14 protein-coding genes are annotated in these 12889 nt (G+C 65.7%); 8 read left to right on the forward strand and 6 right to left on the reverse strand.

What is annotated here, in order from left to right; translation table 11 throughout:
• Positions 1-28: 28 nt before the first annotated feature.
• Both LWC34_RS24695 and LWC34_RS24700 read right to left on the reverse strand, forming a co-directional pair.
• A complete protein-coding gene (locus LWC34_RS24695; RefSeq protein WP_233727520.1) occupies positions 29-1927 on the reverse strand; it encodes a Xaa-Pro dipeptidyl-peptidase in 1899 nt (632 codons plus the stop codon).
• 63 nt (positions 1928-1990) lie between these two features.
• The gene (locus LWC34_RS24700) at positions 1991-2701 is read right to left on the reverse strand and encodes a helix-turn-helix transcriptional regulator (RefSeq protein ID WP_233727521.1); all 711 of its coding nucleotides are present in this window, start codon (positions 2699-2701) and stop codon (positions 1991-1993) included.
• 82 nt (positions 2702-2783) lie between these two features.
• Between LWC34_RS24700 and LWC34_RS24705 the strand changes: the two genes are divergently transcribed.
• Complete coding sequence (locus LWC34_RS24705; RefSeq protein WP_233727522.1) at positions 2784-3602, forward strand: NAD(P)H-binding protein; 819 nt, start codon at positions 2784-2786, stop codon at positions 3600-3602.
• 85 nt (positions 3603-3687) lie between these two features.
• Here LWC34_RS24705 and LWC34_RS24710 read toward each other — a convergent pair whose 3' ends face one another.
• Entirely contained in the window at positions 3688-3906 is a 219-nt protein-coding gene (locus LWC34_RS24710) for an acyl-CoA carboxylase subunit epsilon (RefSeq protein WP_233727523.1), read from the reverse strand.
• Positions 3903-5549, reverse strand: coding sequence for an acyl-CoA carboxylase subunit beta (locus LWC34_RS24715; RefSeq protein WP_233727524.1), 1647 nt, complete (start codon positions 5547-5549; stop codon positions 3903-3905). Before LWC34_RS24715 ends, LWC34_RS24710 begins: the two co-directional genes overlap by 4 nt.
• 75 nt (positions 5550-5624) lie before the next feature.
• Here LWC34_RS24715 and LWC34_RS24720 point away from each other — a divergent pair, with 75 nt between their 5' ends.
• From LWC34_RS24720 to LWC34_RS24750, 7 genes are all read left to right on the forward strand, one after another.
• Positions 5625-6386 (forward strand): biotin--[acetyl-CoA-carboxylase] ligase, encoded by a 762-nt coding sequence (locus tag LWC34_RS24720; protein ID WP_233727525.1) that lies wholly within the window; start codon positions 5625-5627, stop codon positions 6384-6386.
• Positions 6387-6467: 81 nt separating this feature from the next.
• Positions 6468-7004 carry a PH domain-containing protein gene (locus LWC34_RS24725; RefSeq protein WP_233727526.1) on the forward strand — a complete coding sequence of 179 codons (537 nt, stop codon included), beginning with the start codon at positions 6468-6470 and terminating at the stop codon, positions 7002-7004.
• On the forward strand, positions 7005-7931 hold the full coding sequence (locus tag LWC34_RS24730) for a hydroxymethylglutaryl-CoA lyase (protein ID WP_233727527.1): 927 nt from the start codon (positions 7005-7007) through the stop codon (positions 7929-7931). It begins immediately after the preceding gene.
• Between the two features lie 160 nt (positions 7932-8091).
• On the forward strand, positions 8092-8526 hold the full coding sequence (locus tag LWC34_RS24735; protein ID WP_233727528.1) for a YbaB/EbfC family nucleoid-associated protein: 435 nt from the start codon (positions 8092-8094) through the stop codon (positions 8524-8526).
• A complete protein-coding gene (locus tag LWC34_RS24740) occupies positions 8523-8834 on the forward strand; it encodes a WXG100 family type VII secretion target (protein ID WP_233727529.1) in 312 nt (103 codons plus the stop codon). The genes LWC34_RS24735 and LWC34_RS24740 overlap by 4 nt, the downstream gene beginning before the upstream one ends.
• Before the next feature lies 1 nt (position 8835).
• Positions 8836-10941, forward strand: a complete 2106-nt coding sequence (locus tag LWC34_RS24745; protein WP_233727530.1) for a TNT domain-containing protein — start codon at positions 8836-8838, stop codon at positions 10939-10941.
• Positions 10931-11209, forward strand: a complete 279-nt coding sequence (locus LWC34_RS24750) for a hypothetical protein (RefSeq protein ID WP_233727531.1) — start codon at positions 10931-10933, stop codon at positions 11207-11209. Before LWC34_RS24745 ends, LWC34_RS24750 begins: the two co-directional genes overlap by 11 nt.
• On the opposite strand, the gene LWC34_RS24755 is transcribed toward LWC34_RS24750, so the two are convergent.
• Together LWC34_RS24755 and hisN are read right to left on the reverse strand one after the other, a co-directional pair.
• Positions 11206-11946, reverse strand: coding sequence for a hypothetical protein (locus tag LWC34_RS24755; protein WP_233727532.1), 741 nt, complete (start codon positions 11944-11946; stop codon positions 11206-11208). The two genes, LWC34_RS24750 and LWC34_RS24755, sit on opposite strands and share 4 nt — an antisense overlap.
• A 152-nt stretch (positions 11947-12098) precedes the next feature.
• A complete protein-coding gene (gene hisN, locus LWC34_RS24760) occupies positions 12099-12884 on the reverse strand; it encodes a histidinol-phosphatase (RefSeq protein ID WP_233727533.1) in 786 nt (261 codons plus the stop codon).
• Between the last annotated feature and the right edge of the window lie 5 nt (positions 12885-12889).

Here is a 12889-nt window from a genome sequence, read left to right on the forward strand (position 1 = left end):
AGTGTTACTTCGTTGAAACTGGCGAAAATTAGCGACTCCCGTCCAACTGGCCGGGAACGATGTCCTGCTGCACCCTTGTGGCTTGCGCTGACGTGCCGGTTGCCGCCTGTGGCAGCGGGCCGACAACCGGCAGCTGGATGGAGGTTCCAGCCAGGTCGACGGTGACGCGCGGCAACTGCGACGGGCTCGTGGTCATCGAACTGTCAGTCCCGGCGATCACCAGCGCGAGCCGGTGGTTGCGTGGCACGACGTAGTCGGCTGCGGAAAGCCGGAATGTCATCGTGTACTTGGTGTTCGGCGTCAGCGTGCGTGGCGTGCTGAGGGACTGGTGGTTGGCGAGATCGGCCCAGCCGCGCGCGATGATCGTGGCGTCCACAGTAGACGTTGTCGCTTCGGTTTCCTTGTAGCAGGCGTCATCGCCGGTCCGGTTCTCGCCCCAGCAGGTTTCGTTGGTCAAGGTCCGGATTCCCTCGCCGGTCGTGCTGCGGATCGTCGCGGGGCCGTAATCGACAAGGAATGCCGACAGATGTGCGGTTGACGTGGATGGCGTGACGGCAACGGTCAGCCGGGAAATTCCAGCAAGCCGCACGTCCGTGCTGAACGGCCCCATGCTGTACAGCACGCGACGCGCCGAAGTGGCGTTCGGCGAAGCGATGTAGGACGTCGGAGTTCCGGAACCGTTGTCCGTGAAGGAAGAAGTCGACGTGCCAGGGGTCGTGCGCAACGTGCCGACACCGGCGACCGACCCGGCGACTGGATAGAGTTTTTGGTTGCTCAGGCCTGAAGGCGGCCACGTTGCCGAGTCGGACCACTGGTTCACGCCGCGTTCGACGGACACCTGTGGCTCGTTCTCAATGCCGTTCTGGATGTTCAGCAGCCAGCGGTCGAACCAGCGGTGCAGTGTGCTGACCCATTCGGCCCGGCGGAAATCGAACGGGTCGATGTGCCCGGTCTGCGACAGCCACAGCTTGCGCGGCGTCGAAGCGGGCAGCGCGTCGAGCCACTGACCCCAGTTGATCGGCTTGACGTTCAGGTCGGCGCGACCGTTCACCGAGAAGACAGCAGCCCTGACCTGACTGGCATTGCGCACGAAATCACGCTGCTGCCACATCGCGGTGAAATCGCCATTGGCTGGCGCGCCGTTGGTCATTTCTGTCCGCACAGCCCCACAACGCGAGCGCGCGTTGGCGTTCTCGAACCCGGAAGCCAGGCTCGTCGGCGTTCCGAAACCCCGCAGCGACACGCCATCCGAGCGGAACCAGTCGTACCACGAGCTGATCGCCGAGATCGGCACGATCGTGCGCAGCCCGTCGACACCGGTCGCGGCAACACCGTGGGTGATGCTGCCGTCCCATGACTTGCCGATCATCGCCGCGGCGCCCGTCGACCACGACGCCGTTTTGGTGGAACCACCGGACGCGGCTGAATACCCAGTCGCGCGGCCGTTGAGCCAATCGATCACGGCCTTGCCCGACGCGATCTCCGACCGTCCACCGGTATCCATGCACCCGGTCGACCGGTTGGAACCGCTGAAGTCCACCAACGCGACGGCATAACCCCGGGGCACGAAGTAGTTGTCGTAGAACAAGGGGAACTTCACGGGAACGCCGCTCGCGTCGTACGACTTGCGCTCGCTCTCGTTCCCGCGACCATTGGTCGAGTAGTACGGACTGGCGTCGATGATCACCGGCACCCGGTCAGTCGTGGCGGGCCGGACGATGTCGACGGCAACCCGATCGCCGACGCCGTTGTTGTCCAGGTCCAACCCGATATCGACCCACGTGCTCTCCCGGATGGCGTCGGCATGGATCGGCTGCGTGACACCATCCTGGACAACGAAAGCCGGTTCCGCCGCCTCGGCGGGCAGCACGACCACGCTTGAGAACAGCGCCAGCAAACTACCGGTCAGCCAGCCACGAATCGCCATGCCGGAACGCTAAAACGCCGGTCAGCGGGATTGTCAGGGCCGAAGGTGGCAACGGATTCCCAGTTAACAGGATTTGCGGCACTCGGTCGGACTGACGCCATAGACCCGTTTGAAGGCAGCGCTGAAGCCGAAAGCGTCCGCGTACCCAACCTTGCGCGCCACAGATCCGACGGTCGCGGTGGATCCGGCGAGCAGATCAGCGGCCAGGGACATCCGCCAGTCGGTGAGGTACGTGAGGGGCGGCTTGCCCATGACCTTGACGAACCTGTTGGCCAGAGTCGTGCGGGACACTCCTGCTTCACCTGCCAACTTCGCCAGCGTCCATGGCTCGGCTGGCGCCGCGTGCATGGCTTTGAGGACGGGGCCGACCGTGGCGTCGTCCCAGCCAGGTGGCACTTTTTGCTGGTCGAACCAGGCGCGCAGCGTGCATACCAGCAGCCATTCGACCAGGCGGTTCTGGACGAGTTCGCTGCCTGGTTCGTAGCTGGGGGCTTCGCATTCGTGGTGGATGAGGATGGGCGGCAGGAGTTTTGTCAGGCCTTGGGGCGCGTGATACGTGCCGACGAGCACCTCGGCTCCGGTCGACTTTGCCTCGAATGGGCCACTCACGATTGCCAGGTCGTGGGTGTTCAGGTGGTTGTCTTCGAGGTGGACTTCGCCTTGGAGGGACGCGAGCAAGGTGAGTTCGCCAGTGAACCGCATTGTGCCGGTGAGGTGCTTGCGGCCGGTGTTCGTCGACCGGACACCGCGCAGTAGCTCGTCAACCGGATCCATGCCTGCAGTTTACGGACTTTTGGACATGTGCCGTGTACTCCGCCGCATGGTTTGGTGGGGGCTGAAGTTGTTTCCTTGGGGCATGACGATTTTGGTCCTTGGGGCGACAGGTAAGACCGGAAGCCGTTTGGTGCGGACCTTGGTCGCGGGTGGTTCACAAGTGCGGGCTGCGTCCCGGTCGGGTTCGGTGCCGTTCGACTGGTCCTTGCCGTCCACTTGGGAGCCTGCGCTGGCTGGGGTTCGTGCGGTGTATTTGTTGGCTCCGCAGGATCCTGCGGCTGCTTCGGTGTTCGTGAAGCAGGCCGTGCAGGCCGGTGTTACGCGCTTCGTGGCTTTGTCGGGGCGCGCGATCGACCAGTTCCCCGGATACTTCCTGGGGATGACGGCTGCGGAGGAAGCCGCGCGGGATTCGGGTGCGGAGTGGACAATCATTCGCCCGAACAACTTCAACCAGAACTTCTCGGCTTCGGACATCTGGGCTTCTGCGTTGCGCGCGGGTTCCTTGGGGCTGCCAATGGATGCGACCCCGGAGCCGTTCATCGACGCCCAGGATATTGCTGACGTGGCAGCGGTTTTGCTGACGTCCGACGGGCATCATGGTCAGGTGTACGACCTGTCCGGCCCTCGTGGGATCACTTTCGCTGACGCTGTGGCGAAGATTGGCGCGGCGACTGGGCGTTCCATGGAGTTCGTGGAGGTTACGGCTGCGGAGTACCGGGCTTCGCTGCTTGCGGAGGGGGCTTCGGAGGAGGTCGCGGCCGAGCTGAATGCCTTGTACGACGGGATGAAGGCTGGGTTGTACACGGTTCCCGCTGATGGGGTTCAGCGCGTGCTTGGCCGCGAGCCTATCGACTTCGACACGTATGTCGCCCGTGCCGCGGCAGAGGGCGCGTGGCGGTAGGCCCTGACCAGCGGGAACCTTGAACTGTCGGACCCCTGGAGTAATCTAAAAATCAGGGGTCCCCCTGGGGAATTGCTGTTGCGGTTCAGCGCGGGAAGCCGGAGGCGCGCCACGCTCCCGGCCCATGCCGCAAAGGAGCGCCGAGCAGACGAGCCCGGTCGCTCCATCCTGACGGTGGCTCCGAAGGCTCTGCAGACGGAGAACCTGGCAACGAAGCCACCACAGCCGTCAACGCGGCAAGCTCAATGTCGTCCGGCGTGCCGCGGACGATCCGCAGCAGCGGCCGCTGTTCCTCGGCGCTCACAGCGGAATGTTCCCGTGCTTCTTCACCGGCAAAGTCTCCCGTTTGTCGCGCAACATTCGCAGCGACCGCGCCACATACCCGCGCGTATAGGAAGGCGGAATCACCGAATCCACATACCCGCGCTCAGCGGCCGCATACGGGTTGAGCAACGTGTCCTCGTACTCCTGCACGAGTTCCGCGCGCAATGCCTCGACGTCCTTGCCGTCGTCGGCGGCCTTGGCAAGAGTCTTCCGATGCACGATGTTCGCGGCACCCTGCGCACCCATAACCGCGATCTGCGCGGTAGGCCAAGCGAGGTTCATGTCCGCGCCGAGGTGCTTCGAGCCCATAACGTCATACGCCCCACCGAAAGCCTTGCGCGTAATGACAGTCACTTTGGGCACGGTAGCCTCGGCGTAAGCATAGATAAGCTTTGCGCCGCGCCGGATGATGCCGTTCCACTCCTGATCCGTACCAGGCAAGAACCCGGGCACGTCAACAAAAGTCAGCACCGGCACGTTGAAAGCATCGCAAGTCCGGACGAACCGAGCGGCCTTTTCCGACGCGTCAATGTCCAAGCAGCCAGCGAACTGGGTCGGCTGGTTGGCGACCACGCCGACCGCGCGCCCTTCAACTCGCCCGAAACCGACCAGGATGTTCGGCGCGAAAAGCTCGTGCACCTCAAGGAACTCGCCGTCGTCGAGCACCCGGGTGATCACTTCGTGCATGTCATACGGCTGGTTCGGCGAGTCTGGGATCAACGTGTCCAGCTCGCGGTCCGAATCCACCAAAGCATCCGCGATTGAACCGTCCCCGGTGTCCTCGCTGGGAAACACTGGCGGGTCCGACAGATTGTTCGAAGGCAGGTACGAAAGCAGGTCCTTCACGTACGCAATGGCGTCATCTTCGTCAGACGCTAGGTAATGCGCGTTCCCGGACTTCGTGTTGTGCGTCCGGGCCCCGCCGAGCTCCTCGAAAGTCACCTCTTCGCCGGTCACGGTTTTCACCACGTCCGGTCCGGTGATGAACATCTGCGAGGTCTGGTCGACCATCACGACGAAGTCCGTCAATGCGGGCGAGTACACGTGCCCGCCCGCATTGGCCCCCATGATCAGCGAGATCTGCGGGATCACGCCCGAAGCCCGCGTGTTCCGCATGAAGATCTCGCCGTACAGCCCCAGCGAGACGACGCCTTCCTGGATCCGCGCGCCGCCACCTTCGTTGATGCCGATGATCGGGCGGCCTGTCTTGATCGCCAGGTCCATCACCTTGACGATCTTCTCGCCGTATACCTCGCCGAGCGCGCCGCCAAAGACCGTCACGTCCTGGCTGAACACGCACACCGAGCGGCCGTCGACAGTGCCGTAACCGGTCACCACCCCGTCGCCGTACGGACGGTTGCGTTCCAGCCCGAAATTCGTGGACCTGTGCCGGGCCAGCTCGTCCAGCTCAACGAACGAGCCGGGATCCAGTAGCTGGTCGATTCGCTCACGGGCGGTTTTCTTGCCCTTGGCGTGCTGTTTCTCCACCGCTCGGGCCGAGCCTGCGTGCACGGCCTCGTCGTTGCGGCGGTAGAGATCCGCCAGCTTCCCCGCCGTGGTGTGGATGTCGGCGGACGTGTCTGCACCGGGTGGCGGCCCGAGGGGTTGTGACGCACTGCTCATGGCTCGGCAGCCTAGCCACGCGCGCGCCACAGCGGTTTCCTGACGAGGCTCACGTCACCCCTTAATGTTTCGGAGGTGGACCTCGAACAGCCAAACGGCCCGTACGCGGCCATTACGGTCGTCGACAGCACCACCTCGACGAACGCCGACCTGGAGCGCATGCGGCCGCCGGACCGGACAGTGCTCATCGCGCGGCAACAAACCGCAGGTGAGGGCCGTCGCGCGCGGTCGTGGACCTCGCCGCCAGGCGGTCTGTACGTCAGCATCTATTACGTGCCGACGGGCGTGCCAGCGCATCGTTGGCCGTGGTTGACGCTGCTCGCCGGGGTCGCGCTGGTCAACGTCGCTCGGTCGACGGGCGTCGAGGCGGTCTTGAAATGGCCGAACGACCTGCTGCTGGGTCCCGGTCGTAAGAAAGGCGCCGGTGTCCTGGCCACGACTACCGAACAGGGCGTCGTGCTCGGCATCGGGTTGAACGTGCAACCGGTGCAGGCCGAACTGGCGCCCGGTGGCCTCGCGCCGACGTCACTCGTCGAGGAAGGCGCGGACGAACTCGACCTGACCGAGCTGGCGAACCGGCTGCTGCTCGAACTGGACAAGTGGGAAGCGCCATGGCGCGCGGCCGGTGGTGACGCGGTCGCCAGCGGCCTGCACGAGGAGTACCGCGAACGCTGCGAGACCCTCGGCCAGGAAGTCCGCGTCGACCTGATCGACGGCTCGTTCGAAGGGACCGCGCGCTACCTGGAAGCGGACGGGACACTCGTGGTCAGGGATGCCGACGGGCGCGATCGGCCGGTCCCGGCGGGTGACGTCGTGCACTTGCGTACCGCCACTTAGGGCGACATCCGCCATCCTTGACGTTGACCGGGCCGGGCGCAGGTACGGTAGGCGCGTCATCGTCAGGTACGGGAGGACACCGTGGCCTATCCAGACGACCTGCTCAGTGCGAACGAGCGTGTCGTGATCCACAAGCACCCGCACTGGAAGATGCTGCTGGTGCCGTACATCGTGTTGATCGTCACCCTGGGAGTGGGGATCTGGCTCGCCATCCTCGCGCAGGACCTGTCGTGGAGCACGATCGCGTTCATCCTGATCGGCGCCGTGGCGTTGCTCCTGATCGTGTGGCTGTTCCTCGCGCCGTTCGTGCGGTGGCGGACCACGCACTTCATCGTCACCACCGATCGGGTGATGGCGCGGGAAGGCGTGATCAAGCGGACCGGGATCGACATCCCGCTCTCCCGGATCAGCAGTGTCCGCTTCGAGCACGGCCTGATCGACCGGATCGTCGGCTGTGGGACGCTGATCATCGAGTCGTCGAGCGAGGAGCCGCTCGAGTTCGACGACATCCCGCAGGTCGAGAAGGTGCATTCGTTGCTGTACCGGGAGATCAACGACAACCCTGAGGACGACTTCGTCCAGCCGACGCAGGAACAACCCCCGGCCCAAGGTCGCTGAGTGGCCGCCGAGGGACTGCCGGACAAGGTCAAGTCGCGCGCCGATCTGCCAGCGGACATCACCATCTGGGAGGTCGGCCCGCGCGACGGGCTGCAGAACGAGAAGTCCATTGTGGACCTCGGGGTGAAGCTGGAGTTCATCGACCGGCTCGCCGACGCGGGCCTGCGCACGATCGAGGCGACCAGTTTCGTCCACCCGAAATGGGTGCCACAACTGGCCGACGCGTCGGATCTGCTCGCCGGACTGTCCAAACGGGACGGTGTGCGCTATCCCGTGCTCGTGCCGAACGACCGAGGGCTCGACCGTGCGCTGGAAGCCGGTGTCACGCACATCGCGATCTTCGCGAGCGCAACGGAAACCTTCGCGCGCAAGAACCTGAACCGGACGCTGGACAGCCAGTTCGAGATGTTCGACTCGGTGGTCAGCCGGGCGCGGGCGGCTGGCATGGACGTCCGCGGCTACGTGTCGATGGTCTTCGGCGACCCGTGGGAAGGCCCGGTGCCGATCGACCAGGTCGTCACGGTCGGCCGTCGCCTGCTCGACATGGGCTGCTCGCAGCTGTCGTTGGGCGACACCATCGGCGTCGCCACGCCAGGTCAGGTCGAAGCGATCATCCGAGCCTTCGACGCACCGGACGCCTTGGCCGTGCATTTCCATGACACGTACGGACAAGCGCTCGCCAACACCCTCGCGGCACTCCAGTGTGGAGTGTCCACCGTGGACGCGTCGGCCGGTGGCCTTGGCGGCTGCCCGTACGCCGAATCGGCAACGGGCAACCTGGCGACCGAGGACTTGGTCTGGATGCTGGACGGCCTCGGCCTCTCGCACGGCGTCGACCTCAACAAACTCGCCGACACGAGCGCGTGGATGGCAACCCAGTTGGGCAGGCCGAGCCCGTCCCGGGTCGTCCAGGCCCTCCGCGGCTGAAACCCCCTCGTGAGTGGTTATGCGTGTTCTAACACGGCTAACCACTCACGAGGTCTTCTAGCCTCGCGGCGCGCGCTGGTCCGTAAAACCGTCGGAACCGGATCGCGGCGTCGCGCGTCCAACGCGTGACCGGGCACATAGGCGCTAACCGGAGGTGGCCGTGGCTTCCGATCATCGGGCCCAGGTGGAGGAGCTCGTAGCCGACTATCGGCGCAGCCGCGACCAGCTCGCGTCGATGCAGCAGACGCTCGCGGCCATCAACGAGTCCGCAGCCAGCTCCGACGGCACGGTCGTCGCCACGGTTGGCGGCCGCGGCACGCTCACCGACCTGACCTTCTCCGACGACGCCTACATCCGGCACCGCCCGTCCGACCTGGCAAAACTCGTGCTCCGGACGGTCGCGGCAGCCGTGACCAAGGCTTCCGAGACCGCCAATCGGACCGTGAGCCCGTTGCTTCCCGTGCAGACCGATCCAGCCGCGTTGCTGGCTGGCCGCGCCGACCTCACGGAGGCCGAGCTGACGCCCAAGCGACCTGTTGACGAGGACAGCTACGAAGACGTGAGCTGGATGGACAACCCCAGGAGGTCGGTGTGAAGGACGGTTTCCTCACCGACCACGAGCGGCTGAGCAGGCACGCTGGCGAGTTCGGCGGCCTTGCCGACCGGGTCGCGACCATCGCGGGCGAGCTGAACCGCACCCTCGACTCACTCGGCCAGCCATGGGGGAGAGACGAAGTGGGCCAAAGCTTCGCGAAGATCTACGCCGGACCGGCAGGCGACACACGCACCCGTCTCGACGCGGCGCCCGCGCAGGTCCGCGACATGGGCGACCGGCTCAAAGCGATGGCACAGGCCTACCGCGACGTGGACAAGTCCGTCGCCGACGGCTACGGCAAGGCCTGACATGGGCATCGAGCTTCCCTCGGAACTGGCTGACGTCGCCGCGAGAACCGGCGTCAAATGGCCGGCCGCGGACGAGGACAAGATGCGCGAAGTCGCGCAAGCCTGGCGCGACACCGGCCAGAAGATCACCACCCTGATCAGCGAAGCCGACACCACCGCACGCGCGGCTTTGAGCACAACCGAAGGTGCCAGCGCGGACGCGGCACGACGGCACTGGGGCACGTTCGTGCAACCAGACACGGGCCATTTGACCCGGATTGCCAAGGGCTGCATGGCAAACGCGGACAAACTGGACCACGCGGCCAACCAGATCAGCCAGGCCAAACTGGCGATTGTTCGTGAACTGACGCCATTGGCCAAGAACATCAACGTCGCCGAAGGCGCGGCACAAGCAGGCGACCACACGGCTTTGCTGGGGCTGGATACCGCGATCAAGGGCGTCGCGGCGAACATCGCGAACGTTCAGTCCACTTTGGTCACGGCGGTGCGGCCAGCGGCAGGCGTCGCGATGGAAACGGTCGAGCCGGTTGTCGGTGGCCACAGGCAGAATGTGCTTGCGCCAGTGGCGAATCTGGCTGCGGGAGCCGCGTATCCCGGTGGCTACGGGCCAGGTGTGCTTCCAGCGGCGATCGACGCGGTGACTGGCATGGCGAATCCTGGCGGGCACGGGTCGGGTGTGCTTCCGGCTGTGACCGATGCGGTGTCGGGAGTGGCGAGTCCGGCGGCCGGTGTAGTGCCGGGCGTCGCGAACCCTGTGGTCGACGCCGTGGCTGGCGTGGCGAATCCTGGCGGGCATGGCCCCGGCGCGCTCCCGCCCGTGATGGATCCCGGCGGCCACGGACCAGGCGGGCCTTCCACGAACCCTGGCCAGCTGCCACCAATGACCGGCCAGCCCGTCCTCCCGCCAGGCCAGCATGGACCTGGCGATTTCGGCCCAGGCACTGGCCATTCCGGCCTGGGCGCCGGAGGACCCATGCCACCACCGGGGACGCCAACCCCAATGGAACCCGTGACCGGGCCCCTGCCTATCGGCGGCAGCGACGCGCCAACGCCCGCGGTCGGCATCCCGCGACCTGACCACGTCCAACTCGCGGGAGCCTCAGCCGTACTCGACGCCCCAGCGCCACAACAAGCGCCAGCACAACAGGCACCCGCGATCGCGGCTCAGCCTGCGCCCAACCAGCCTGCGCCCGCGTCGCAGTTCGTCGGCGGTGGCGGCGCAACGCCGCCGCCACTCCAAGCCCCGCCACCACCACAGGCAGCAGCACCCGTAGCGCCGCCCCCTCAGCCCGCCCAGCAACAGGCAGTACGTGGCCCAGTCCCATTCGCTGTCACGGCAGATCCCATCCGCCAGGCGCCACAACACGCGATGATGGCTGCCGCGGCGCCAGCGTCCTATCAGCCGCAAAGCCAGGAGCAGGACCGGGAATCGGTGATCGCGCTCTGGCTCGTCCGGATGTTCCCCATTGGACACATGCCCGTCGCCGCCGACCGGCCGAGCCGCCAGCTTCCACCGCCGCCAGCGGAATTCGACTACGCCGCCGGAATGCGCTTCGAGCCGCACGACCACCCGCAAGCCGACCTCATCGACGACACGGAAGCGTTGTCATGGGCCATCGACGGCGTCGACGCAGTCACATCCGGACCGCCCGCACCCGCCGACGAAATCATCAGCGACCACGATCCCCTTGCCGGACAACACGAACGGGACTGGGCGCGCCGGTTCGTCGTCCGCGAGGGCACCGGACGGGACACTTTGGACACCGAGTACGCCTGGCCGCCCAGCGAACTCTTCCCGGAAGGCGCCACGGCCCCAGGTGAACCCGAAGTTCTCGCCCCCGGCACGGTCATCGACCGGTTCGGCACGCCCGACGGCCGCGTGTTCGCTGCCGCGGACACCCTGTTCGCCCAACGCTCGCTGCCGCCGTCACACGTCAACGCCGAGTACCGCAGGTACCGCGTGCTCAAGCCGCTTCCGGTGTGGCGTGGCGTTTCCGCCGCCTGGTTCGGCCAGATCGGCGGTGGCGTGCGGTATCGGACCACTCATCCGGCGCTCGACCTGATCGCGCTCGGCTACGTCGCGGAGGAGACAGTCAATGAAGGCTGAGTCGATTGTCGGGTGGCTCGGCGCCGTCGGCATTCCGGAGGAACTCGTGTCGGTCGGCACCGAGGCCGACAACGCGTGGTGCCTCATCCGGTCGGACGAACCCGACGAGCACGGCACGGTCAGCTGGGAAGTTTTCTGGCGCGAGCAGGGCAACCGCTACGACTGGGCTCGGTTCACGAACGAACAGGTCGCATGCCACTACCTTTTTGGGAGGCTGACCTGGGCTCAGGTCGCACGAGGTGCCGTCGGAGTGCTCAAGACGGATTAGAACGGCGGCACGTCGGTAGGCGTGGTGTTGCCGCCCGGCACGCCGAATGTGATCTCCCAATCCGCATTCTTGTCGAAGCTCCTTGCCCATTTCTTGTACGTGCAGTTCCTGGTGAAACTCTTCCGGTGAGCGTCCCAGTCCTCGCCGCGCTCGTAGTACACCGTGTACGTGCCGGAAAGCCCGGTCAGCTTCGCCTCGCCCGACGCCTGGACATAGATCATCGCCTGCGGTGCGGCTGGATCTCCTCCAGTCACAACGGAAACGACGACGTCGTTCGCTCGCTTGTTCTTGATTGTCAGCTTGCCGCCGCCACGGGGACCGGACTGGATGAGCACCTTTCCGTTGTCCCCGCGACGATTCTGCTCAGGCGGTGGCAGTGCGGCCGCCGCGGGTATGAAGCTGCCGACTTGGTAGCCGCTCGTTGCCAGCTTCGTGAATTCGTCGCGCCTTGACCGGATAGTCATGTTCACATTGTCTTTGGCCAAAGGCAAATGCGGTTTCGCGTACCCACATTCGTCTGCCTTCGGCGGCGTCGAGATGTCCATCGCGCGGGTGTAGGACCCCATGAAGGTCAAGGCAGCGTGCAGTTTCTGATGCGCTTCGGCGACAGCAGTCGGTGGTAAGAGCGCTGCCAGTTTGCGGCCTTCGGCTTCCTCCACTTGGGCGAGTGCTGTGCGCGCCTCGTGCAGTGCGTCGATGCTGCCTGCCAATTGGACCGCGTTGACCGCAGCCGCCATGGCTTGGTCTGTTGGGCGTCAACGCGGCCTGATATTCCTGCTGTGACAACGGAACCGGCGGCGCAGGGCCGTCCGGCCCGCCGCATGATACGAGGAACGCGCTGGTCGTCAGAACCGCCAGTGCACGGGATGCGGTGCGCATCCCGTTGATGCTACTGGGAATCGAGCTTCTCGAGGGCCGCTTCGTGCAGATGACCGTTGGTGGACAACGCCGTGCCACCCTGGAACGTGTCCGCGCCCTTGAGATCGGTGAAGCGGCCGCCGGCTTCCTTCACGATGACCTCGATCGGGGCGACGTCCCACGGATTCACGATCGCCTCGGCGGCGATGTCGATCACGCCTTCGGCCACCAGACAGTGCTGCCAGAAGTCGCCGAACGCCCGGTTCTCCCAGCACGCGTCCACGAGCCGCAGATACGCCTCGCGCGAGTGGTACTCCACCCAGGACCCGAGGTGCGTCGTGGACAGGTACGCGTCCGACAACGAAGTGACGCCCGACACTGACAGCTTCCTGCCATCCTCGGCATAGGCACCTTCACCCGATTCAGCGAACCATTGACGGCCCAACGCGGGCGCGCTGACCACTCCGACGACCGGGCTGCCGTCGATCACCAAGGCGATCAGGGTCGCCCAGGCGGGCACTCCGCGCAGAAAGTTCTTCGTCCCGTCGATCGGGTCGATCACCCAGGTCCGGCCGCTGCCGATGTCGCCGCCACGCTCCTCACCTGCGATCTCGTCGTCTGGATGACTCTGCGCGATCAGCGCCCGGAGAGTGTCCTCGACGGCCACGTCGGCGTCCGTCACCGGGGTCCGGTCCGGTTTGCGAGTGATCTTCAGATCTTGCGCGCGAAATCGCGCCGAGGTGATCTCGTCGGCCGCGTCGGCGAGACGCAACGCGAAGTCAAGGCTTGATGTCACGTTCCTGATGTTGCCAGGCATACAGT

It is taken from the genome of Kibdelosporangium philippinense, from assembly GCF_021390435.2.
GTDB classification, from domain to species: domain Bacteria; phylum Actinomycetota; class Actinomycetes; order Mycobacteriales; family Pseudonocardiaceae; genus Kibdelosporangium; species Kibdelosporangium philippinense.